Source organism: Streptococcus sp. FSL W8-0197, from assembly GCF_037963785.1.
Classification (GTDB): Bacteria; Bacillota; Bacilli; order Lactobacillales; family Streptococcaceae; genus Streptococcus; species Streptococcus oralis_CQ.
In genome coordinates this window covers 703,698-728,824 of record NZ_CP150168.1, presented here as the reverse complement: position 1 = coordinate 728,824, position 25,127 = coordinate 703,698, and the positions used below count along the sequence as shown (strand labels likewise).

The 25,127-nt window shown below is 41.6% G+C and carries 19 protein-coding genes; 1 reads left to right on the top strand and 18 read right to left on the bottom strand.

Translation table 11 applies throughout. The features are described 5' to 3' along the window. Positions 1-13: 13 nt before the first annotated feature. Genes rnz through miaA form a run of 4 tightly spaced genes read right to left on the bottom strand, consistent with a single transcriptional unit; the run spans position 14 to position 3,689 of the window. Positions 14-943 (bottom strand): ribonuclease Z, encoded by a 930-nt coding sequence (gene rnz, locus NYE79_RS03725; protein WP_216728954.1) that lies wholly within the window; start codon positions 941-943, stop codon positions 14-16. Between the two features lie 14 nt (positions 944-957). Beyond that, positions 958-1,581 (bottom strand): cystathionine beta-lyase, encoded by a 624-nt coding sequence (locus NYE79_RS03720; RefSeq protein ID WP_216728955.1) that lies wholly within the window; start codon positions 1,579-1,581, stop codon positions 958-960. Beyond that, a complete protein-coding gene (hflX, locus tag NYE79_RS03715; RefSeq protein WP_216728956.1) occupies positions 1,574-2,812 on the bottom strand; it encodes a GTPase HflX in 1,239 nt (412 codons plus the stop codon). The genes NYE79_RS03720 and hflX overlap by 8 nt, the downstream gene beginning before the upstream one ends. Beyond that, positions 2,805-3,689, bottom strand: a complete 885-nt coding sequence (gene miaA / locus NYE79_RS03710) for a tRNA (adenosine(37)-N6)-dimethylallyltransferase MiaA (protein ID WP_216728957.1) — start codon at positions 3,687-3,689, stop codon at positions 2,805-2,807. The genes hflX and miaA overlap by 8 nt, the downstream gene beginning before the upstream one ends. A gap of 120 nt (positions 3,690-3,809) precedes the next feature. On the opposite strand from miaA, the gene NYE79_RS03705 reads away from it, so the two are divergent. After that, positions 3,810-3,980, top strand: a complete 171-nt coding sequence (locus NYE79_RS03705; protein WP_001051782.1) for a DUF3042 family protein — start codon at positions 3,810-3,812, stop codon at positions 3,978-3,980. A 43-nt stretch (positions 3,981-4,023) separates the two neighbouring features. Here NYE79_RS03705 and NYE79_RS03700 read toward each other — a convergent pair whose 3' ends face one another. The 14 genes from NYE79_RS03700 to NYE79_RS03635 form a co-directional block, all read right to left on the bottom strand. After that, a complete protein-coding gene (locus NYE79_RS03700; protein ID WP_216728958.1) occupies positions 4,024-4,863 on the bottom strand; it encodes a thymidylate synthase in 840 nt (279 codons plus the stop codon). Between the two features lie 98 nt (positions 4,864-4,961). Then, positions 4,962-5,921, bottom strand: coding sequence for an ROK family glucokinase (locus NYE79_RS03695; RefSeq protein WP_000078551.1), 960 nt, complete (start codon positions 5,919-5,921; stop codon positions 4,962-4,964). Positions 5,922-6,046: 125 nt separating this feature from the next. Then, a complete protein-coding gene (locus NYE79_RS03690; RefSeq protein WP_216728959.1) occupies positions 6,047-8,362 on the bottom strand; it encodes an Ltp family lipoprotein in 2,316 nt (771 codons plus the stop codon). A gap of 119 nt (positions 8,363-8,481) precedes the next feature. Next, positions 8,482-10,197, bottom strand: a complete 1,716-nt coding sequence (pabB, locus tag NYE79_RS03685) for an aminodeoxychorismate synthase component I (RefSeq protein ID WP_216728960.1) — start codon at positions 10,195-10,197, stop codon at positions 8,482-8,484. 74 nt (positions 10,198-10,271) lie between these two features. Continuing rightward, on the bottom strand, positions 10,272-15,920 hold the full coding sequence (locus NYE79_RS03680) for a ZmpA/ZmpB/ZmpC family metallo-endopeptidase (protein WP_339293799.1): 5,649 nt from the start codon (positions 15,918-15,920) through the stop codon (positions 10,272-10,274). Positions 15,921-15,922: 2 nt separating this feature from the next. Then, a complete protein-coding gene (locus NYE79_RS03675; RefSeq protein ID WP_216728682.1) occupies positions 15,923-16,486 on the bottom strand; it encodes a TIGR01440 family protein in 564 nt (187 codons plus the stop codon). A 109-nt stretch (positions 16,487-16,595) separates the two neighbouring features. Further along, positions 16,596-18,287 (bottom strand): sensor histidine kinase, encoded by a 1,692-nt coding sequence (locus NYE79_RS03670; RefSeq protein WP_339293798.1) that lies wholly within the window; start codon positions 18,285-18,287, stop codon positions 16,596-16,598. After that, positions 18,284-19,021 (bottom strand): response regulator, encoded by a 738-nt coding sequence (locus NYE79_RS03665; RefSeq protein ID WP_000222611.1) that lies wholly within the window; start codon positions 19,019-19,021, stop codon positions 18,284-18,286. Before NYE79_RS03665 ends, NYE79_RS03670 begins: the two co-directional genes overlap by 4 nt. Positions 19,022-19,091: 70 nt before the next feature. Then, the gene (msrB, locus tag NYE79_RS03660) at positions 19,092-20,204 is read right to left on the bottom strand and encodes a peptide-methionine (R)-S-oxide reductase MsrB (protein WP_339293797.1); all 1,113 of its coding nucleotides are present in this window, start codon (positions 20,202-20,204) and stop codon (positions 19,092-19,094) included. 9 nt (positions 20,205-20,213) lie between these two features. Next, entirely contained in the window at positions 20,214-20,777 is a 564-nt protein-coding gene (locus NYE79_RS03655) for a redoxin family protein (RefSeq protein ID WP_000759248.1), read from the bottom strand. Positions 20,778-20,790: 13 nt separating this feature from the next. Next, the gene (gene ccdA2, locus NYE79_RS03650; protein WP_000370911.1) at positions 20,791-21,501 is read right to left on the bottom strand and encodes a thiol-disulfide oxidoreductase-associated membrane protein CcdA2; all 711 of its coding nucleotides are present in this window, start codon (positions 21,499-21,501) and stop codon (positions 20,791-20,793) included. Between the two features lie 163 nt (positions 21,502-21,664). Then, positions 21,665-22,216 carry a GNAT family N-acetyltransferase gene (locus NYE79_RS03645; RefSeq protein WP_339293796.1) on the bottom strand — a complete coding sequence of 184 codons (552 nt, stop codon included), beginning with the start codon at positions 22,214-22,216 and terminating at the stop codon, positions 21,665-21,667. Between the two features lie 593 nt (positions 22,217-22,809). Then, on the bottom strand, positions 22,810-23,634 hold the full coding sequence (gene nadE, locus NYE79_RS03640) for an ammonia-dependent NAD(+) synthetase (RefSeq protein WP_339293795.1): 825 nt from the start codon (positions 23,632-23,634) through the stop codon (positions 22,810-22,812). Then, positions 23,631-25,091 carry a nicotinate phosphoribosyltransferase gene (locus tag NYE79_RS03635; RefSeq protein ID WP_049477481.1) on the bottom strand — a complete coding sequence of 487 codons (1,461 nt, stop codon included), beginning with the start codon at positions 25,089-25,091 and terminating at the stop codon, positions 23,631-23,633. The genes nadE and NYE79_RS03635 overlap by 4 nt, the downstream gene beginning before the upstream one ends. Positions 25,092-25,127 lie beyond the last annotated feature (36 nt).

The following is a 25,127-nucleotide window of genomic DNA, read 5'->3' as shown; positions in this document are numbered from 1 at the left end:
CTTTCTCAATCTTCTAAATTTCCACCTCTTCCAAGTCTTTAACCACATGGACATTTTCAAAAACAGTTGCCGCATCTTTCTTGAGCTGACTGATATCTTTTGAGAGGAAACGAGCACTGATATGATTGAGCAAGAGGCGTTTGGCACCTGCTTCTGCTGCTACTTGTGCAGCCTGAATATTGGTTGAGTGACCGTGATTGCGGGCAATCTTTCCATCGCCCTTACCATAAGTCGACTCGTGGACTAGGACATCAGCATTGACAGCTAGACGCACACTGGCATTGGTTTTTCGGGTGTCACCCAGAATAGTGATAATTTTACCTGGACGGGGAGCTGAGATATAGTCAGCTGCCTTGATTTCAGTCCCATCATCCAGAACAACATCCTGACCGTTTTTGATTTTTCCAAAAAGCGGGCCAAATGGGACACCAGCAGCCTTGAGTTTTTCAGCATCCAAGGTACCTTCGAGGTCCTTTTGCATGACACGATAACCCACACAGAAAATAGTGTGGTCCAACTCCTCTGCATACACCGTGAATTTATCGGTCTCAAGGATTTTCCCTAGAGAATCTTGGTCAAACTCATGAAAATGCATGCGGTAAGGCAGACGAGAACCTGACACACGTAGACTGGTTAAGACAAATGACTTGATCCCTTGTGGTCCATAAATGTCCAAATCTGTCTGCTCTTCATTGGCCTGAAAGGCACGGCTAGAGAGAAATCCTGGCAAGCCAAAGATATGGTCTCCATGCAAGTGAGTGATAAAGATTTTGCTGACCTTACGTGGTCGAATTGTGGTTTCCAGAATACGATTTTGCGTTCCTTCTCCACAGTCAAAGAGCCAGACTTCGTTAATCTCGTCCAAGAGTTTCAATGCTAGACTTGAAACGTTGCGAGCTTTGGAGGGCTGACCAGCCCCTGTTCCTAAAAATTGAATATCCATTCGATACTTTCTAATTAATCAATATATAACATGGCTGTGCGATTTTCCGATCGGAAATAGCGCTTGCCAGAAAAAGCAACAGCTTCTTGCAGTAAATCCTCTTGGCTGTAGCCTTTGAGACGCTTGCGACCATCTGCTAAACTTTCCAAGTCCGTCAAAGCTGTGAGATTTTCTACACTAACAACTTCCTCATCTCCGACAGCTTTCATGTAAATCTTTCCAGACTCTTCAAAGACGAGTTGATGGGGGAAAATTTGTGCAATCTCAAAGAGCAAGTCATCCGAGATTTCCTCTTCATTTTCAGAGAAAATCCGCCCCAGTCCCTTACTCTCATAGCAAAAACCAAAGGATTTGCCAGATAAATTAAGACGAATAAAAGGCTTATTTTCAAAGGTGAAACTTGGCTCAGCATTGTAGAGGTTCAGTTCCTGACTGAGTTCTGCAAAATAATCCGTCGCAGCCTCAGGGCTCTTTTTCTGGTAGAGTTCAGCAAAGTAGGCATTAACGACACTCGGAGGAGGTGTGATGAGAGCCAACTGCTCTTGCTCTGTTTTGCCAGCTAGAAGCTGATCTAAATAGACCTTATCCAGACTTGTATAACCTCCATACTTTAGAGCCAAGGTTTTAATATCAGTCATAAAATTCCTCTAACCTCCATTTATTTTTCTCGGAAATGTAGCCTGTAATCACTTCCCCGTCATCTTGGTAGTCACGATCCTCCAGAATCGCTACACTTTCTAGATCATGTATCTTGTAGGATTTTGAAAAAGGCACGCGCAGGGTAAAGACTTCAAAAATCTCCTTGATCTTCTCCAAAAACAATGCTTGCAAGTTCTCACGACTATCCTCAGACTTGGCAGAAATGAAGGCATAAGGCGTTTGAGTTGGCGTGAAATCCTCCACCAAATCCGCTTTATTATAAAGGGTCAGGCGGGGAATATCCTCCATATCCAAGTCTTTCATGATGGACAGGACTGTTTTTTCATGCTCCTCGTGATAAGGATTGCTGGCATCGATGACATGAACTAGAAGGTCTACATGCTTGCTTTCCTCTAAGGTTGACTTGAAACTGGAAACCAATTCTGTTGGCAAATCCTGGATAAAGCCAACCGTATCAGTCAGAGTAACCTGAAGATTGCCCCCCAGATGGATACTCTTCGTTGTCGCATCCAGAGTCGCAAACAGCTCGTCTGCTTCATACTGGGTCTTACTGGTCAAGGTGTTCATGATGGTTGATTTCCCAGCATTGGTGTAGCCAATCAAACCAATCTTAAAGGTGCTTGACTCCAGACGCTTTTCTCTGACTGTCGCCCGATTTTTCTCAACCACCTTGAGCTGGCGCTCGATATCTGTGATTTGATTGCGAACGCTACGACGGTTCAGTTCCAGCTGGCTTTCACCAGGTCCACGGGAACCAATTCCCCCTGCCTGACGGCTGAGCATAATCCCCTGACCAACCAAGCGAGGTAAGAGATATTTGAGCTGGGCTAGGTGGACTTGGAGTTTCCCTTCATGGCTTCGAGCCCGCATGGCAAAGATATCCAAAATCAACTGCATACGGTCAATCACTTTTACACCCAGAACTTCCTCTAGATTGACATTTTGCCGTGGAGTCAAGCGATTATTGACAATGACAGTAGTAATTTCTTCTGCATCCACCATTCGAGCGATTTCTTCCAACTTACCAGAGCCAACAAAAGTCTTGGAATCATATTTTTCCCGTTTTTGTCTGTAACTATCTACAACGACTGCCCCAGCTGTCTTAGCCAGACTGGCCAACTCTTCCATGGAGAGGTCAAAATTGTCCATGCCCTGCAATTCCACACCAATCAGCAGAACTCGCTCCTCTTTTTTCTCCGTTTCAATCATCTAAAAACTCCTCAATCTGGCTTATAATACGGTCTTGCACGCCAGACTCTCCTATCTGATAAAAGGTGACCTGCATGCGATTGCGGAACCAGGTCAACTGACGCTTAGCAAAACGGCGGGTCGCCTGTTTGAGACTCTCGCTGGCTTCCTCAAGAGTTTGCTCCCCACGGAAATAAGGAAAGAGTTCCTTGTAGCCAATGCCTTTGGCTGCCTGCACATCTGGATAATGGTCAAAGAGCCACTTGGCCTCATCCAAAAGCCCAGCCTCAAACATCAGATCTACTCTGCGATTGATACGTTCATAAAGCTGACTGCGTTCATCATCCAAGCAGATAATCAGTGCTTCATAAGGACTTTCCTGATTTTCCAAATCCTGAGCAAAATGGGCGATTTCCAAGGCTCGCTTAGCTCGACGACGGTTAAACTGGGGAATTTCAAGGCCTGCTTGCTTCACGAGATGGACTAATTCCTCATCTGAATAAGGCTCTAAACTAGCTCGATAGGCTAATATCTCCTCATGAGGTGTCTCCCCACCTAGATGGTAGCCTTCCAGCAAGCTCTGGACATAAAGCCCGGTTCCACCAGCAATAATGGCTAGCTTGCCACGACTTTGAATATCCTCAATAGCCTTCTTAGCTTCTGAAACAAAATCAAAAGCCGAGTAAGACTCGGTCACCTCTCTGACATCAATCAAATGATGAGGAACAGCTACTTGCTCCTCTGGGCTAGCCTTGGCCGTCCCAATATCTAGCCTTCTATATACTTGCTGACTGTCACCACTGACCACCTCTCCACCAAAGCGCTTGGCCACTTCAATAGCAAGGGCTGTCTTCCCAACAGCAGTCGGTCCAACAATCACAATTATTTTTGTTTTCATCTTTTTTCCTTGAAAAATTTCCATTTTTTCGTTACTATTATTATATCACAAAAAGGTCAGTCAGAAAAATGCTATCTCTTGAGGAGCCTGGCTGATCGGGAAGATAAAGGAGGAAGACTCATGGCTAAAGGATTCGCTAAAGGTCTTGTAACAGGTGTCGCAGGAACTGTCGCTGCCGTTGCAGGTGCAGTATACGCAATTAAAAAGAAAGTGATTGAGCCAGAAGAGCAAAAAGCAGCTTTCATCGAAGAAAACCGCAAAAAAGCAGCTCGCCGCCGCGTATCACATTAAGCAACAAAAGAAGTTGAGATTTCTCAACTTCTTTTTTATTTTCTTAAATAGCCAAATCAAACTTCAGCTGCGGCTTAACTGGATCATAGTCAACCAACTCAAAGTCCTCCGCTTTGATATCAAAGAAATTGGTCCCATCTGGCACATTCAAGACCAAACGAGGTTGGCAGTTTGACGGCTCACGACGAAGCAATTCCTGAGCTTGTTCAAACTGATTATCATAGATATGAAGGTTGTTGATAAAATAGAAAAACTTCCCAACCTTCCAGCCAAAATGCTTGGCAATCATCATCTGAAGAGCCACATACTGCATGGCGTTAATGTGGTGAGCCACCAACATATCATTCGAACGCTGGGTCAAGGTCGCATCCAGATAGATTTCCCCATCTACTCGACGAACATCAAACATAGTCTGAAAGGCGCATGGAAGAAGGCCGTCTGTCTCTTCAAAAGCTTGGTAATCCCAGAGAGAGATAATATTGCGGCGGTTCCAAGGATTTTCTTCCAATTGTTTGAGAATCTTATTGATGATATCGTGTTTCTTAACGACCGCCCCATAGCGCTCTCCTATGGTTCCCGTATCTCCCACTTCCCAGTCATTCCAGTAGTGAACATTGTACTTGTTATTAAGCACTTCTAGGCTATTAGACTGATCTTGGTAAATCCAGAGTACTTCCTTGATGGCAGATTTGATTGCAATGGGACGCAAGGTTGTGATGGGAAATTCCCCCTTAGACAAATCATACTCTGCAAAGGCACCCGTTACGTACTTGGAGTTGGCAACAGTCCCATCTTTGTACTTGGGACGAGCCTGCTCAGAAAAGACACCGTCTTTGAGGATTCGTTCAATATTTTCTTTAAAAATCGTATCAGCTTTTGTCATTTACTCTCACCTCATTTATTGTCCTAACTAGTATAGCATAAAAAAAGAAAGGAGGAAAATCACTGGCTTTAAAGTAGTGTTTTTCTCCTTTTATTATCTTATTGCAATACAAGTGATGCTGCTCCGATAACTCCAGCGTCATTTCCTAGAGTTGCGAGAGCTAATTTAGTTGATGTGCGTACTTGTGGGAAGGTATTTTCATCATAAACCTTTTGCACGCCTTGGAGAAGGAATTCTCCCGCAGCTGATACTCCACCACCAATAACGATTGTTGATGGGTTTAGGATTGAACCGATGTTAGCACAAGCGATTCCCAAGTAACGTGAGAAGTTTCGGTAAACGATCAAGGCAAGGTCATCCCCTTCTTTTGCAAGGTCAAAGACAGTTTTAGCAGTTACTTCTTCACCGTCATCAATCAAGCGTTTCAAGGCTGCATCGCCTTCGTATTCATCTGCATAGCGACGAGTCAAGTTGACAATCCCTGTTGCAGAAGCAACTGTCTCAAGACAGCCTTTCTTACCACAAGTACAAGCGATTGGTTGGTCAAAGTCAACAGTGATATGACCAAGTTCTCCTGCTGCACCAGCAACACCGTGAAGCAATTTGCCTTCTGCCACGATACCGCCACCAACACCTGTACCAAGTGTCATAAAGACAACGTCTGGTTGGTTTTCACCAGCCCCCATCCAGCGCTCACCAAGAGCAGCTACGTTGGCATCATTATCAATGAAGAATGGAATCCCCAAGGCTTTTTCAATCTTTTCTTTAATTGGTTGAAGGGTTTTCCAGTTGAGGTTGTAGGCACCGATAACAGTCCCTTTTTCACGGTCAACCACACCAGGTGATCCCATCCCAATCCCTCGGAAGTCTGTGGCTGACAATCCAAGCAAGTCCAAACGATGCTGAATAGACTCAATCATATCATCTACAATATGGCTTCCTTCATCCAAAATGTTGGTCTTAATAGACCATTTTTCTTGGATTTCTCCCTCTTGAGTTAAAATTGCAAACTTGATAGATGTTCCACCAAGGTCAATCCCAATAATCTTTTGACTCATCGTCTTCTCCTTTTTAATTGAAAATGCTTACAGATATAGTATAACAAAATCGTCCGTTTTGTGCAAAGGTTTGCAGGCTACAAGCCAAAATTAAAACATCTCATTTACTTCACTATTTGTAAAAATTAGTCACCCAAATGTTGAATGGCATAGTTGGCTTCTTCTTTGGTAAATTTTCTAAAATAAGGAGAAGTTAGCCTCTCATAAATTTCTGTCTTTGATAAATGGGCATTCTTTCGGTATTCTCTTGCTTGAGCTAAGGCATTCGCCTTATAGTCTGCTTGCAAATGATTGATAGCATATTGTGCAGTGTCACTATTAAAACCTTCATAAATTAACATCTCATAAATTCTCTTTTTTGACAAATGAATCCTATTATAATCTTGTGCTGTCTTTAAAGCTGCTGAGTATGGATTCCCGGCTGCTGGTTTTGGTTGCCACACACCATCGTTTCCTACATAGTAACGACCACCATCTACCCATTTACCCCTTACCATTTTGCCTTCAGAATTAACATAGTAACGGCCACCATCTACCCATTCATTCTTGGCCACCTTTCCATCTGATTTATAATAATAGTCTCCTACCCATTTATTGCGGGCAATGCTTCCTTCTGGTGTTAAATCTAGTTTTTGAATGGCATAGTCTGCTTCTTCTTTTGTAAATTTTCTAAAATAAGGAGAAGTTAGCCTCTCATAAATTTCTGTCTTTGATAAATTGGCATTCTTTCGGTATTCTCTTGCTTGAGCTAAGGCATTTGCCTTATAGTCTGCTTGCAAATGATTGATAGCATATTGTGCAGTGTCACTATTAAAACCTTCATAAATTAACATCTCATAAATTCTTTTTTTTGACAAATGAATCCTATTATAATCTTGTGCTGTCTTTAAAGCTGCTGAGTATGGATTCCCGGCTGCTGGTTTTGGTTGTCGCACACCATCGTTTCCTACATAGTAACGACCACCATCTACCCATTTACCCCTTACCATTTTGCCTTCAGAATTAACATAGTAACGGCCACCATCTACCCATTCATTCTTGGCCATCTTACCATCTGATTTGAGATAATAATTTCCTACCCATTTGTTGCGAGCGTAGCTGCCTTCTGCTGTTAGATAATAATATGAACCATAGTTTTTATCATAAATCCAGTCACTTTTAACCTTTTTTCCATCAGAATCAACATAATAACGACCACCATCTACCCATTCATTTTTAGCTCTCTTTCCATCTGATTTGAGGTAGTAATTTCCTACCCAGCCAGACTGAACTTTAGATTGTGATTTATCCTGTTTAGGAGTTGTTTCTTTAGCTTTTTCAGCAGGTTTTTGTGCTGGTGTTTTTGGTTTCTCAGCAGGTTTTTGAGCTGGCGTTTTCGGTTTCTCAGCTGGTTTTGGTGCTGGCGTTTTCGGTTTCTCAGCTGGTTTTGGTGCTGGCGTTTTCGGTTTCTCAGCTGGTTTTGGTGCTGGCTTTGGCGCTGGTTTTGGTTGCCACAGACCATCGTCTCCTACATAATAACGACCACCATCTACCCATTCATTTTTGGCCATCTTACCATCTGATTTTAGATAGTAATTGCCTACCCATTTGTTGCGAGCGTAGCTGCCTTCTGCTGTTAGATAATAATAGGATCCATAGTTTTTGTCATAAATCCACTCAGCTTTAGCCATCTTACCATCTGATTTAAGATAGTAATTGCCTACCCATGTGTTGCGAGCGTAGCTGCCTTCTCCTGTTAAATAATAGTATGACCCATAGTTATTGTCATAAATCCATTCATTTTTAGCTCTCTTCCCATTTGATTTGAGATAGTAATTACCTACCCATGCGTTTCGAGCGTAGCTACCTTCTGCGGTTAGATAATAATAGGATCCATAGTTTTTATCATAAATCCATTCACTCTTAGCCATCTTTCCATCTGATTTAAGATAGTAATTGCCTACCCAAGCATTTTGGACATAGTTTCCCGAAGCATTTAGATAGAAATAAGAATTAGCTTTTTTATCAAAAATCCACTTATTAGTAACTTTAGTACCATTTTCATAGTACGATGAGCCTACCCAACCAGACTGAGCTGTAGATTTGGACTTATCCTCTTTAGGACTTGTATTTTTAGGTTTCTCAGCAGGTTTTTGAGCTGGTGTTTTCGGTTTCTCAGCTGGTTTCGGCGCTGGCTTTGGCGCTGGTTTTGGTTCTGGTTTCGGTGCTGGTGTTTTTGGTTTCTCAGCAGGATTTTGCGCTGGTGTTTTTGATTTTTCAGCTTGATTTGGCGCCGAAGTTGTATTCTCTTTTACAACCTTACCATTTTTAGATGCATCCTTTTCTTGAGCAGAAACATGCTGAGCCGAAAAAGGAAAGTCTCCAGTTGTATCTGATAATGCAATAAGTCCCAGTGTTGCAGTTGCTAAGCTGGTTACTAAAATTTTTTTTGATTTTTTCATAAAAATCTCCATTGTTTTTAATGATTTATACCTATAGTATACCATATGCTTTATTTTTCTTTCAAATCAAATATTAAATATTCACAAATAAATTTAAAACTTAATTGAAAAATCCATAGTTATACCACTTCCAACTCATACAATCCTCTCACTGCATTACAGCCATAGACAACTTCTGCTTGGTTCAAGTCTGCCAAGGTCAATACTTTTTCCTCTACCAGTCCTCTTTCCAGCAAATGCTGGCGGTAAATTCCTGGCAAAATCCCTAGACTGATAGGCGGTGTGTAGAGCTTACCATTAATTTTTAAGACCAGATTTCCAATAGAGGTTTCTAATAGCTCTCCTACCACATTATGGTAAATGATTTCCTGTTTACCTAGGCTTAAATGTGGTCTGTGAGTGGTTTTGAAGTAGGTAAATGCTTGCTGCAAATCAGCTTCTTGCAGACAAAGTTTTGCTTTGCAGAAACTTGGACTGAGGGGTGCTAAGATTTGGCGACTGAGTTCCATCTCTCCAGACTTGCTGAGGGTAATTCGCAAGCGGTAGTCTTGGTGGGAATCACAAGCTTGACACTCTTCCTCTATCTTTTGTCTCAGTTCTTCTGGATCAAAAGGATAGGCAAAATATCGACTAGCCTTTGTCAGTCTTTCCAGATGTTGATCTTCAAACAACAAGTTTTTCTGGCTGATTTTCCCAGTCGTAATCAGTTGGAAACGTGCTTGTTTACGATAGAGAACAGCCGCCTTTTGATGAACTTCACGGTATTCAGATTCCCAAGTACTATCCCATGTAATCCCTCCGCCAACTCCATAGATGGCTTTTCCTTGATGCAGTTGAATGGTCCGAATGGCGACATTAAAAATCCGTTGTCCATTTGGAAGCAGGAGACCAATGGTTCCGCAGTAGACTCCACGCGGTTGTGGCTCCAAGTCCTTTATAATCTCCATAGTCGCAATTTTGGGTGCACCCGTTATGGAACCGCATGGAAAGAGCGAACGGAAGATTTCAACTAGGTCAACATCTGGTCGTAACTGACTCTTGATGGTCGAAGTCATCTGCCAAACGGTCGAATACTGCTCCACCTGACACAGACGCTCCACGTGCTCACTCCCCACCTCAGAAATACGGTTCATATCGTTTCGCAAGAGGTCCACAATCATCATATTTTCAGAGCGATTTTTGGGATCCTGTTCCAACCAACTGGCCTGGGCAAGGTCTTCTTGGTCAGTCACTCCACGCTGAGTCGTTCCCTTCATTGGTCGCGTTGTCAACTCACGGTCATTTTGCTCAAAAAAGAGCTCTGGGCTCATGGAAATCACTGCCATCTCATCATGTTCAACATAGGCATTGTAGCCCGCCTCCTGCTCTACCACCATACGATTGTAAATGGCAAAAGGATTGACACTCAAGTCTTGCTTGAGTTGGACAGTGTAATTTACCTGGTAGGTGTCCCCCTGACGCAAATGATGGTGAATCTGGGAAATAGCTTTTTCATAGTCTGCTTCAGACGTTACTTCCTGCCACTTTGAAGGCAGATCTACTTCCTCATAAGTCAGAGGAATAGGCGATGTTTCTACCCTGTCATGAACTGTAAAATATAACAGATACTCTGCCAGTAAAGGAGCTTTATGAACTGCTAATTTCTCCTCAAATGCAGGTGCAGCCTCGTAACTGACATAGCCCACCACATAATAGCCTTGCTCTTGGTAACTTTCCACTTGTGCCAGCAAGTCTGCCACTTCTGATAAATCTCTCGTTTTTAACTCTTTGATAGGCTGGGTAAAGGTGTATCTCTCCCCCAAAGCCCTAAAATCAATCACTGTTTTTCTATGCATATCTTAAGTATAGCACAAAAAGGCAGATACAGACAAAGCTGATCTACCTTTTTTCATTTTACTAGTCCTATCTACTATTTAGTGAATAAATCTCCAGTAAATCCGTCTGATTTCTGCAAGAGTTGTTTGTAAACTTTCCATTTAAGATTCACTGTATTATCAAATTTATTACCTTGAAGGTCTTTTTCAACTGCAGCATCGAATAGCTCTTGAAGTTTTTCATATGTTGAAATCTTTTGACCATCAATTTCAATTTCTACAAAACCTTTCTCAGCTTTAGCTCTGACTTCTTTATACCATTCTTTCTTCCACTCTTCTAATGTATTAAATCTACCTTTAGAAACTTTTTGGATGATAAAGTCATCACCTAGACCTACGTTACCGGCTGCTTTAGATTCTTGCTTATACTTGTTAGATGCATACCCTAAGAATCCATCAAGGTAACCGTAGTAGCCCCACATACGGAATGTATTGTGTTTGAATGAGATTGAGCCAGCCGTACTCTTACTTGTGTTACCACCGTAAATACCAGTCATCATATTCACAACAGTATAAGCAGAATCGAATCCTTCAGTACGGTAATGACCATTACCAGGTAGCCCGTGTTTAGTAGCGAAGTTGTTATCTACAAGTTGATCAATAGCTGTCAGTTTCATACTCTTCTCAACATCATTTAAATCACGAACTAAATCCCATTGGTGTGGTGCACCTTCTAACTTATTATAGCTCGCTTTTTCGCGATATTTCTTATCGATTTTCTTGAACCACTTATCGTTAGTTCCAGTATTTTTCTTGATGACAGATTCTGCTTCTAAGTAATCAAGCATCATAAGAGCTTCGTTATAGTTCTTCATGTAATGGTCAATCTTCTCACGACTACTTAACATATTAGGATCATAGTTATAAATTTGTGTACCATCATTTTTACGTTCGTACGCCATATTTAATCCAAGTGAACCATATTCACCATTATAGTTTGTAAGAGATGGTGATTGTAGCATACCTTGAGCAAATGATTCAATATCTGTCCCTTCACGGTGACGCCATGTTCCTAAGTAGGCCATACGGTCATTAATGTGAGTTGTTTCGTGAGTGAATGCAGATGTACCAAAATCACTAATCATACTAGAGATGATGTAGTATACAGCTTCTGAATTTTGTGGGTTAGAAAAGATATAAGCATACGCACCCATACCGTTATATCCGTGCCATTTACCTGTAGGTCCATAGAACTCACGAACTGGAGCATAGTCACCATTCTTATTATGACCCATTCGGTCAGCCCATCCATTACCTGGAACATCTTGGTTATCCCATATTGCTGATGGAACCATATTTTCAGATTTCAACAATTGATTACGTACATTATCAGCGGCTAAACGAGACCAGAAGTCTAGGTAATTGATTTGCTCTTGAGCACGTAAGTCAATTTCTTTCTTGAATGCTTCACGTTCAGCTTCTGTTTTCTTACCATATTTCTCAAATGCACTAAACGCTAGCGTATTGTAGGTTGAAATTAAGAACATATGAGCCTTCTTCGTATTAAGAAGTGGTAAAATGTATCGACCATGTTCACCGTTATTTAAGTTTTCATATAAGTGATATTTCTTATTAGCAAAATCAGGGTTAGATGATTGTTTCTCAACTACATAGTTAGTATGAGAAATAGCTTTCTTATACCATACATTCATATCAGTATCTTCTGTAAAGAGTTTCATGTTATATGTTAAGAAATCATTTAAATTACCTTTACCTGTTGCTCCCGTAATCACATCACGATAAGCATCTTGAGTTCGGTCCCCTTTCAAGAAATGTTCACGTGAACCAATTTGAATCAATCTATCGATAACGCTAACGTTCTTACCATAAAAATCAGGCTTGAACATCATAAGGTCTTTAATGCTCATATCATTGTATTTAAATCCATAATAACGATTTAAATAAGTAAGAGCCATCATAATTTTAGCTTTGTTGTCTTCTACTTTTTTAAGAAGAGCTTTCATGGCAGCTTCATCACTATTCAATTGATGGTCTTCGTTTTCGGCTAAAGCTTTGACTAATTTATCCAAATTAGCTTTCGTTTCTTCAAAGCTTTCTTCAAGGAATAGATTTTTAATATAACCATCTTTACGACCATCAGTATTTTCTTCGGCTTTACCACGTTTGTCCATTAACGCACGCACTTCAGGTGAAATCAATTCAACACCTGCTAATTTTGCTTTAATATCGTTGATTAATTGTGTTCTATCTTTAACAACCATGTTTGGTGTATAGACAACATCACCTAATCCTTCAATACTATATTCACGAACTTGTTGGACTTGAGAATCAGCTTTACGTGTGACAACTTTTTCTTCCTTAGTACCATCAGCATAATGAATCATAATATGATCAACATCTGACAAGTCAGTTACAAATTGCCCATCTTTCATACCTGTAACAGATAAAACTTCAGTAGTTAGTAATTTAGAATTTGCAGGAATCTTATTACCCTGATTTACAATCCATTCTTTGTTGTAGAACGGTTGTAATTTTTCGATGTTGCGATAAGCAAGTTCCCGGTCAATTCTATAGTCTTGAGTATCTTTATAGGTCTTATCTAATGATTTCGTATTGTTAAGAGTGTCCTCAATTAGAGGTTTAATTTCAAACTTATCAGCAGTGATTCCCATTGCATCAATCTTGGTATTAGCTTCTTCGAGACTGATTTCTCTAATTCTATGCGAACGAGAATATTTGAACGAATGTTTACCTGCACTAACATCTTTTACAACAAAGTTTCTTTCAAGAGAGTTATTCGTGAAGTATCCCCCATCGTAATCAATATCACCGGAACCATAGAATTCTTCACCGTTCTCAACTTTCATCATTGAAACATTATTTTCAAGTTTACCCCATACCCAGTTCTTACTGATGAATCCTCCAACATCTACAGGTGATTTAACTTTAATTGTTCCTTTAGCGACTGAATTTCGTACAGTCCCATATTTACCGATGCCATTAGGGTCCGAACTATTGTCAACAGTAGACGCAAGACCAGCAGCCCGAGCCTTAGTTGCTGTAATATCAGCTTCTACATATGTTTTATTCGCATGGCCTTTCCAAATCTCACCCACAATACCAGCAAGATTCCATCCTTTATCCCCAACACCATCAATTTTACCAATGAAAGCAACATTATTAACTTTAGCGCCCTCACCATCTAATTTATTAACCACACCAGCAAGATCATTTTTCGCAATAATATGGCCTGTAACTTTGACATTTTCGATTACAGCATTTTTAACAATTCTTGCAACAGGTGCAATATTTTCTGCCCAAGGCATATTAATATTCACATTGCCAAGATTGATATTCTTCACAGAAGCATTTTCAATACGCTCAAACAATGGTCGAGCGATATTATGAATGGTATACTGTTTTCCATCAACACTTGTTAAATGACCATTAAATACACCTGGTACATATTGTTTATTTGGAGTTGGAACATTTGCTGCGTTCAAATCTGCACCAAGCTTAAACGTCCCCTTACGATTAGCTTGCATTGCTTTTACCAATTCATTGAAATCGTAGTAGACATTCTCTTCGTGAGATTTTGGCTTGGCAAAATAATGAACATATTCTTCACTGAGTTCATTACCATTAGTATGCTGAACTAGATCAGGAGCTTTAGCAGTGACCTTGTATAGTGTTTTTCCATCGACAGTAACTTCTTCGATTTTATCCACAGCAAGACGGGTCACCTTATTATCATGCGTAGCGATTTTTAGATAGTATGGTTTTACATCAGTTGGAACAGAAGTTAAGAAGCTACTATCCGTTTCAACACCATCAGTATCAACACTTATTAAGCTTGTTTCTTTAATATTTTTGACTTCAACTTTTTTGAGGTCAATTCTTAGTGGTTCTTCTTTCAGAACTTCTTCTTCATCACCCTCACCACGGTCATAAACCATTTTGGTTTCGAGTTTATAATCCTTGTAGTACTGCAAATCTGTCAGACTAGCTGTTAAGTTGTCTGGCGAAATAGTCAATGTTTTGACAATTTCATCACCCTTTTTAAGAGTTAGGGTAATTGATTTTATAGTTGCCTTACTTGGGTTTTCCAAATTGTAACGAATTTGAGATGTTCGTTTTAAATCTTTAACATCGATAAGCGACAAACTTAAAATTGGTTTTTCAAAGTTTTTAGTTCCTAATTTAACGACACGATCTTGATCTAACTCCAAAACCTGTTCGACAACTTTTGGTGCTTCTTCAGTCTTCAGTCCTTTAATTGTCTTATAAGTCTTTATAACCTTTTTCTGTCCGTCTTTTCCTTCTTTGACAGTAACTCTTTCACCTTTTTTCAGTTGATCATCTTCTTCAACCTTTTCCTTAAACGGAATCTTTTCAAGACTTTCTTCTACCAGAGTTCCTTCAATTGGTTTCGTACCACGACTTATTTTTTTAGTGACCGGTTCTTTGATGACAGTTGTAGCTGTATTTAAAACTTGGTCAGTCTCAACACCCTCAATAGTCTTATAAGTCGTTTTGGTAATTTGACTACCCTTTTCTCCATCTTGGACGACAGTTTCTTCATCCGTATACTTAGTTGGATCTTCGATAATTTCTGTCTTATAGTCAATCTCCGTAGTAGTTTCTTTCGTAACCGCGCCCTCAGTTACTTTATATTCAGGTAACTTTTCTTGAACTACCGACTCACCTTCTTTACCTGGCTCCTGAGTACCTTTAGCTTCAATCTTGCCTGTATATTCCGCCTGTGGTTCTTGAACTAAGGATTCTCCCTCTTTGCCTGGCTCCTGAGTACCTTTAGCTTCAATCTTGCCTGTATATTCTGACTGTGGCTCTTGAACTAAGGACTCTCCCTCTTTGCCTGGTTCCTGAGTGCCTTTAGCTTCAATCTTACCTGTATATTCCGCCTGTGGTTCTTGAACTAAGGATTCTCCCTCTTTGCCTGGCTCCTGAGTACCTTTAGCTTCAATCTTGCCTGTATATTCTGACTGTGGCTCTTGAACTAAGGACTCTCCCTCTTTGCCTGGTTCCTGAGTGCCTTTAGCTTCAATCTTGCCTGTATATTCCGTCTGTGGTTCTTCAACTACCGACTCACCTTTTTTACTGCTTGTATTGGTACTAGATTTTGATTCTTTAAAGTAACCAACATACTCATATCCTTCAATATGAATAACACCTTTAGCCAAACCTTCATGTGTAGATGCAGAAATAGTTTGGTTATACGAAAGTAACTCTTTATTTTCAAATGCAAAGGCAGTAAAAGGTACAAAATTGCTGACGCCGATAGAGCTAATTAACAGAATACCAAGTACTTTACTACGGTGTTTCTTGGAAACTAATAGAACCGCTAGTGAGGCTGTTGCCAATCCAAGACCTGCCAAAGCAAGCTCCTTACTTCCTGTGTATGGAAGTTGTTGACTGTTAGTCTCCTTCTTGCGATAAACTACATAAATAATATCTTCATCTTGAAATTCTGTAGGGACCTCATGGTGAATCAAGGCTTTTTCAGACTCGGTTAATTCCTGCTCCGCCAGATAACGGTAATGCACACTATGAACACCACCAATTTCATTGGCTTGCACCTTATCTACTAAAAAGGTACTGGCACCAAAAAGGAAGGCCCCGATAGCTACAGGACCTACCCCAACAGTGAGCTTACGAATCGAATATTTGGTAATTTTTTCTAGTTGTTGTTTTGTCTTTTTCATTCTCATGACTTTCTGATAGAATCTTGTGGATACTGCGCACGCGCACCTCCGATTAGTTTGGGACGACTTGCAAGAGCCGTTACATGGGCATGCCCAATTTCTCTCAAAAGAGGGCGAATTGGAACCTGAACATGCTTGACATGCATGCCAATCGCAGTATCTCCGATATCCAATCCAGCATGGGCCTTGATAAATTCAACCTCAACTGGATTCCGCATAAACTTGAAGGCTGCCAACTGACCCGAACCTCCTGCATGAAGTGTAGGAAGGACACTGACGATTTCTAGACCAAACTGCTCTGCCACCTGACGTTCAACAACGAGGGCTCGATTGACATGTTCACAACCTTGAACGGCTAGATGAATTCCTTTTTCCTCTAAGATATCTAGGATGGTCTTCACAATGATTTCCCCAATTTCTTGACTGGATTCCTTACCAATCTGACCACCTATCACCTCACTAGAAGAAAGGCCCAAAACAAAGATAGTTCCTTGCTTCAAATTAGCCTTGTCTATTACATCTTCTACAATCTGGCTTGTTGCTCTTTGAATGTCTTTTTCCTTCATACTTGATACCTCTTTTGTCACTATCTATCATATCTTTTTTTACGGATTTTATCAAGGCCAACTAATCATTCTAATTTTTCAAAGTAAAACTCCCAGAATTGACTGGGAGTTAGCTAGTTTCTATTCCATTTATGTATATTTCAACTGTCGTCCCTTTTGAGGGAATAGAATCAATCTTCGTTTGGTAATCTTCTCCAAAATGAAGTTTGAGCCGTTGGTCAACATTTTGAAGACCAACTCCCCCACGTTTGAGTTGACTTTGACTGCTATCGCCAGCAGCTTGGAAGCCAACGCCATCATCCTCAATGCGGATGACAAGCCCTGTATTCTGTTTCTGAACAGAAACTTTAATATGTCCCTGACCTTCCTTTTCCTTAATGCCATGGTAAAGAGCATTTTCTACAAGAGGTTGTAGCACCAACTTGGGTAAGACTAGGTTACCAAAAGCAGGATCTTCAGCAATCTCATACTCCAGCTTTTCACCATAGCGTTGTTTCTGGATAAAGAGGTACTGGCGGACATGATTGATTTCATCAGAAAGAGAAATCAAATCCTTTCCTTGATTGAGCGCCAAGCGGAAATAGGTTGCCAAGGACTTGGTCACCTGAACCACTCGCTGACTATCCTGAAACTCAGCCATCCAGATGATAGTGTCTAAAGTATTATAGAGGAAATGGGGGTTAATCTGGCTCGACAGTGCTTGAAGTTCATACTGCCGGGTCGCTTCTTCCTGCCTGCGCACATCTTCCATCAACTGATCAATCTGATCCAACATGGCATTGAACTGGCGAGTCACTTCTCTCAGTTCATAGGCACCAGCTTCTTTAGCACGAAGATTTTGTGTACCAGAAGCAATTTTCAGCATGGTTTCTCTCAGGTCCTTCAAAGGCGCAATCCAGCGTTTGAGACTGAACCACACCAAGCAGAGACAGGCAAGAAGAGATAAGGCACTAGCAGCAAGCAAGGTCCACATGAGTTGACTCCGAACCTGGTCTAGCTTCTCCAGCGAAGACACGCCTATAACCGTCCAATCAGTCCCTGCAATCTGTTCCTGACTGACGTAGGATTGATGATCCAGCGTATAGCCCTGCCCCGTCTCGATGTAGGGTTTCATGGCCTCCATTTCACTCGCTGAGCTATAGACAGTACGTTTAGGATGGTAGACAAATTCATGCTTTTCATTGATGATAAAGGCAAAACCCTGCTGACCCAACTGGAGTTGGTTAAGATAGGCTTCCAGAGTTTCGTAGGAAATATCCAAACGAAGCACGCCAAGATTGCCCCCCTCTGCATCAACAAGTTCCTGAGTAACAGAAATGACCCACTGACTGTCTGATTTACGAGCTGGTGTCAAAACTGGCTTAGCTCCCTGATGAATAGCCTTTTGGTACCAATCCTCAGCCATCATATCAGAGGAAGTTTTCATCTGCACACTGTCATCAGTGGAAATGACCTGACCGGATTTGGTGACCAGTACCACCGTTTTCAAGTCCTGGTCTGCCTTTAAGATGGTCAAAAACAGATCTCGGATTTCCTTTACCTTGTCTTGACTGGGATTCTCAGCATAGGCTAGGACATCTGCCTGCTGGGTCAAACTGGTAGAGGTGGTTTCTAATTTTTTGATATAAGACTGAATAAAGTGGCTAGTCTGGCTAATGGTCGTTTGGCTATTACCCTCAATAGTAGCCTCAATAGCTGATGAACTAGATTGATAATAGAAAGTCCCGACCACAGCTAGGAGAATGAGAAAGACCAGAAAGATGGAAATAACCATTCTGACTAAAAGAGAAGAACGCTTCATCGGCCTTCCCCTTTCTTAAACTGACGAGGTGTCACACCTGCAATCTGTTTAAAACGTTGGGTAAAGTAGTTCATATCTTCAAAACCAACCTTTTCGGCTATCTCATAAATCTTTAAATCTGTGGTCAGAAGCAAGAGCTTGGCCTGTTTGACACGCTCTCTCACCAGATAATCCTGAAAAGGCAAGCCCAACTCTTTCTTAATTAAGGAACTCAGATAAGTCGGACTAAAACCTAGGTCACTGGCCAAAGACTTCAAACTAAACTGACTGTCAGCTAGATGGGACTGGATTTTCTGAGCAATATTTCCCTCAAACTTATCGGTTAATAAATCTTGTAACTGCTCTTCTTTTTCTTCCTTGTCTAGTTTTTGCTTGATTTTCCCTAACATTTTCTCAATATCCTGACGCGAAAAGGGCTTGAGCAAGTAGTCATCTACACCGAGTTTGACAGCAGACAAGGCGTAATCAAAATAATCGTAACCTGTCAAAAATACCAGATGCACCTGAGGATAGGTTTCTCGTACCAGACTGGCCAACTGGATGCCATTTAGCTGAGGCATATTGATATCAGTTAAAATGATATCTGGCACCTGCTTTTGGATCAAGTCCCAAGCCTGCCTTCCATTTTCGGCCTGACCGATGATTTCCATATCGTAGGCTGCTACATTGACCAACTTGGTCAAGCCTTGTCTTACTAGATATTCATCCTCTACGATTAAGATTGTGTAGGTCATGCTCTGCTCCTTTGTCACTTACTAGTATCAGTATAGCAAAATTCTCCACTAACTGCTTAGGAAAGACTTCTTAATCGACATAATCTAGTAAATAGGCATAGCCTTTTTCTTCCATTTGGTCTTTGGGAATAAAGCGGATAGAAAGACTATTGATACAGTAGCGCAAGCCACCCTTGTCCTGAGGCCCATCTGTAAAGACATGGCCAAGGTGAGAATCTCCAACTCGACTTCTCACTTCCATGCGCGTCATATTGTAAGACTTATCTTCCTTGTAAGTGACAACATCTGGACTAATTGGTTGGGTGAAACTAGGCCAGCCACAACCAGACTCAAACTTGTCTTTTGATGAAAAGAGGGGTTCGCCAGTTGCCACATCCACATAGATACCAGATTCGAATTTATCCCAGTAGCGGTTTGAAAAAGCTCGTTCTGTTTGATTTTTCTGGGTAACTGCGTACTCCTCAGGTGACAAGGTCTTTTTCAATTCTTCATCGCTTGGTTTAGGATATTTGCTGGCATCAATGACGGGATAGGCAGCTTGATTGACATTTATATGACAGTAGCCATTTGGATTTTTCTTGAGATAGTCTTGGTGATAATCCTCCGCCACCACAAAATTCTTCAAGTTTTCCTTTTCAACTGCCAGAGGTTGGTCATATTTTTTAGCCACCTCATCAAAGACTTGGTTGATTACTTCCAAATCCTTGTCATCTGCGTAATAAACACCAGTACGGTACTGGGTCCCCACATCATTTCCTTGTTTATTTTTGCTGGTTGGATTGATAATGCGGAAGTAATGAAGAAGAATTTCTTTGAGGGAAATTTGATTAGCATCATAAGTGACATGGACGGTTTCCGCATGACCTGTTTGGTTGATCAATTCGTACTTGGTTGTTTCCCCTCTACCATTTGCATAGCCTGAAACGGCATCTGTCACTCCAGGCACGCGTGAGAAGTATTCCTCCACTCCCCAGAAACATCCCCCTGCTAGATAAATTTCGTGCAAGTCTGCGTCTTTGCTAATTTCTGTTTTTTTCACTGTTTTTCCTCCTTGGCTAACTGACGCTTTCTCAATTTGCGAGCTATCTGTCTGCCCTGCATTTCGCATCAATAGAAAATAGAAACCGGTTATGGCTAGGAGAATGACCCCTGCCAAGACAAAAAGTTTTACTTTATCATTCATAGCCTTTCTCTACCCCATTTCTTTCAATTCTTTTAAAATCATTTCCTTATCCATAAAACCTGGTTGCGTTTTGACCAGCTTGCCTTCCTTGTCTATAAAGGCTTGAGTCGGATAAGAACGGACACCATAACTTTCCAAGAGTTTACCTGATGGATCAATTAGAACTGGGAAATTTTTATAATCCAAGCCCTTGTACCAATTCTTAAAGTCCGCTTCTGCTTGTTCACCTTTGTGTCCAGGAGAGACCACTGTCAAAACTACATAGTCATCACCAGCTTCTTTAGCGATTTCATCCGTATCTGGAAGGCTGGCTAGACAGATGGAACACCAAGAAGCCCAGAATTTGAGATAAACTTTCTTGCCCTTGTAGTCAGATAAACGATAGGTCTTGCCATCTACACCTGTCAGTTCAAAATTAGCGACTTCCTGACCCTTAGTGGCAGTTTGTGAACTAACTTGTTCTGTTTTGGTTTGCTCCTTCATAGTAGACTCGTCTGCCATATTTTTAGCCGAACAGGCTGCCAAGCAACAGATTGAGCCTACTCCAAGGAGACATGTTTGCCATTTTTTCATTTCTTTTTCCTCTCTATTCAAATAATGTAGTCAAAATGGAAGCATTTCCCAAAAGCACCAAGATTCCCATCACGATAATGAGGAAACCACCCACTTTTTTGAGGGTCCCGAGATAAGGATGGAGTTTTCGGAAATGTTTCAAAACATAGCTGGAGGCGAGAGCTAGAACCAAAAATGGTAGTGCCAATCCCAGCGTGTAAACCAACATGAGACCAGCTCCCTGCCAAGCACCTGAGCCACCAGAAGCCGCCAAGGCTAAAACAGAGCCCAAAACCGGCCCTACACACGGCGTCCAAGCAAAACTAAAGGTCAACCCCAGTAAAAATGCTTGACTATAGCCGTTACCCTTTTGCCCCTGTCTCTTTAATTGTAGCCTTCTTTCCTTGTAGAGGCCCTGCAAATGTAGGACTTCCATCTGGTGTAAGCCCAAGAGAATGATAATCGCACCTGTCACATACTGAAACCAGGAAGTATAAAGCAAATTGCCTAAAAAACCAGCTCCATAACCCAGTAAGATAAAGATAAAAGAAATCCCCGCTATAAAGGCCAAAGTTCGCAATAAACTAACAACTGAGATTGAAAATTTTCCGCTGGAAGCCTGAGCACCATCTTTGTCATCAAGTAAAACCCCTGCATAGACTGGCAACACGGGTAAGATACAAGGAGAAAAGAAGGAAAGAATTCCAGCAAGAAAAACACTGATAAAAAAGATTACATTGTCCATTGCCTTCCTCCATTCTTTGATTTGATAGGTCTATTATATCCCCAAAACTCCAGAAAAAACAGGGACAATGATAGGCAAAAATAGGAATTTAATCAGTTTATTTAGAAATCTGGCACAAAAAAAGCCAGACAAGGTCTGACTTTGGTAGAAACAGAAAAGCGAATCACCTGTCTTCCCTGCTTATCTGGTAATAAATAAGGTCCGCAACGTAGTCTTTTCTCTCCACACCATTGGCAATGATTTTTAGATAAGACATTCCCGCTTTTTCCATCACACGGCCTGAAGCTGGGTTGAGACTGGCGTAACGAGCTCTGACCTTTTGAAAACCTGCTTGAGTAAAACAAAAGTCTAAGACAGCTTTCAAGGCCTCCGTCATCATACCACGACCCCAATAATCTTTTCCTAAAACATACCCAATTTCACAACTTGAATCTTCCTCGTGCATTTCAATGATGCTGATATCTCCTATCACATGCTCTGGGTTCTCTTTGAGACAAATGGCCCATTTGTAATAGTTGGGATTAGTATAGGATGCAACCCAATTTTGAATCGAGTTCCGAGTCACCTCAACATCAGGATGAGGATCCCAGGTGACATAGGCCAGATTCTCAGCAGACGAAGCCCAATTTTGAAACATGGCTTCCGCATCACTCTCCACAAATCTTCTCAAAATCAAACGTTCTGTCTGTAATATTTGCGTACCGATTGCTTTCATAATGTTACCTCGCTTTCTAATCTTAAGGCTCAAGGTAAAAAGACTATACTCAGTAACAGCTAGAAAACAAGTTTTTCATCTAGTTACTTGACGCAGTCGCTGTCTGGTTTGAAATGCGCTTTACCAAGCTTTTTCAAACCTAGTCATCGTTGCGGGGGTGAGACAAGGAAAATCGAACTCTTCGAGTTACCGAATCTGCCTCGTTTTCCCGTTTCTAGACTCGGGCTGAAAACCTCCACTGGAGGTTATTCTTGCTTCCCAGTTTCTAGGCAAAAAGCTAAAAAGGTTCCCCGGGCCTTCCTCGCTTTCTCATTTCCAGGCTCAGGGTAAAAACCTCCACTGGAGGTTATTCTTGCTCTCGAGTTTCAAGGCAAGAAGCTAAAAAGGTCCCCCGGACCTTCCTCGCTTTCTCATTTCCAGGCTCAGGGTAAAAAGACTATACTCAGTAATAGCTAGGAAACAAGTGTTTTACCTAATCCCTTGACGCAGTCGCTGTCTGGTTTGAAATGCGCTTTACCAAGCTTTTTCAAACCTAGTCATCGTTGCGGGGGTGAGACAACGAAATCGAACTCTTCGAGTTACCGATTTCTGTCTCACTCCCAAAAGTCATCAAATACGGTGATTGGTAGGTGGCGTTTGTGTTGGCCTTTTTGCCACCAGTTTTCGATAGTTGCTTGGGCTTCTGGACTGATGGTTTTGCCTTCAAGGTAGTCGTCAATTTCATTGTAAGTGACTCCCAAGGCTACTTCGTCAGCAAGTCCAGGTTTTTCTTCTTCCAAATCTGCTGTTGGGATTTTTTCATAAAGGGCTGGGTCTGCACCAAGTTCCTTCAAGAGTTGTTTCCCCTGGCGTTTATTGAGGCGGTAAAGAGGGAGAATGTCTGCACCACCGTCACCAAACTTAGTAAAAAAGCCTGTGATATTTTCCGCGGCATGGTCTGTTCCAATGACGGCTCCGCTATGGGCACCCGCAAGGGCATATTGGGCAATCATACGGCTACGCGCCTTGATATTTCCCTTATTAAAGTCTGAAACAGGACTTCCTGTCGCTTCGACTGCAGCTGTCATAGCATCAGCTGATTCCTTAATATTTACAACTAGACTAACATCTGGTTGGATGAAATCAAGGGCTTTTTGAGCATCTGCTTCATCAGCTTGCACGCCATAGGGCAGGCGGACAGCGATAAATTGGTAGCTGTCATCTCCTGTCTCTGCTCGCATTTCTTCCATAGCTAATTGCGCCAAACGCCCTGCCAAGGTTGAATCCTGACCCCCAGAAATCCCTAGTACAAAGGTTTTAAGGAAGGGATGTTTTTTCAAGTATCTTTTTAAGAAGTCAATCGAACGACGAATTTCCTCCTGGGCGTCAATCACTGGCTTGACACCTAGTTGTTGGATTATGGTTTCTTGCAAACTCATTCTTCTTCTCCTTCGCCAAGGGCTTCTTTGCGCATCTTATCAATCAAGTCCATCTTATCTTGCCAAATATCACGCGCCAAGTCTACCGGGTAATGTTGCGGATTGAGAACCCGTTTATACTCATCCCATAGCTTGTCAAATTCCTTACGAGCATAGGCTTGAATCTCAGTCAAACTAGGCAGGTTGTAAACTAATGTTCCTGCTTTGAAAATATCAACCAAGAGAGGAACGGCATCAAAATTACGAACGGTCTTTTTGATGTAGGTATAAGTTGGATGGAACATCTTGATTTCTGTCATGTCACTCACATCCACACCATCATAAGTAATGTAGTCACCTTCTGACTTGCCTTTTTCACGGCTGGTAATGCGCCATACCTGCTTCTTACCTGGGGTCGATACTTTTTCAGCATTACTTGAAAGCTTGATGGTATTGCGCATCTGACCATTCTCATCTTCGATCGCAACAATCTTATAAACTGCCCCAAGAGCTGGCTGATCATAGGCTGTAATCAGCTTGGTACCCACCCCCCAGACATCAATCTTAGCGTGTTGCATTTTGAGGTTAAGGATGGTATTTTCATCGAGGTCATTAGAAGCATAGATCTTAGCCTCTGTAAAACCAGCCTCATCCAGTTGCTGACGGACTTTCTTGGAAATGTAGGCAATATCCCCAGAGTCGATACGAACGCCTTTAAAATTGATCTTATCACCCAACTCACGCGCTACCTGAATGGCAGCTGGCACACCGATTCGCAAAGTATCATAAGTATCTACTAGAAAGACACAATCACGATGGGTTGACGCATAGGCCTTAAAGGCCTCATAGTCGTTTCCATAAACCTGTACCAAGGCATGAGCATGAGTACCTAAGACAGGAATACCAAAGAGCTTCCCTGCTCGTACATTACTAGTACCATTGGCTCCACCAATCACGGCTGCGCGTGTTCCCCAGATAGCTGCATCCATTTCTTGCGCACGACGTGTCCCGAATTCCATCAAGGGTTCATCTTCAATGACTGAACGAATACGTGCTGCCTTTGTCGCTATCAAGGTTTGAAAGTTAACGATGTTTAAAAGAGCCGTTTCGACCAATTGACATTGGGCTAGAGGTCCTTCAACCTGCACAATCGGCTCATTAGCAAAAACCAAGTCCCCTTCCTGAGCAGAACGAACCGTTAGTTCTAACTTGAGATTTCGTAGGTAATCCAAGAATTCTCCATGATACCCAAGCGTCTCCAAGTAGGCAATATCGCTATCTGAAAAGCGCAAGTCTTTAAGATAATGTACAATTCTTTCCAAACCAGCAAAAACCGCATAGCCGTTATTAAACGGTTGCTGGCGGAAATAAACTTCAAAGACCGCCTTTTTATTGTGAATTCCTTGGTCAAAGTAAACTTGCATCATGTTGATCTGGTACAAGTCCGTGTGCAATGTTAAACTATCATCTGGATACATCTGTTTTCCTTCTTCCTACTTTACAAAGGCATGAAC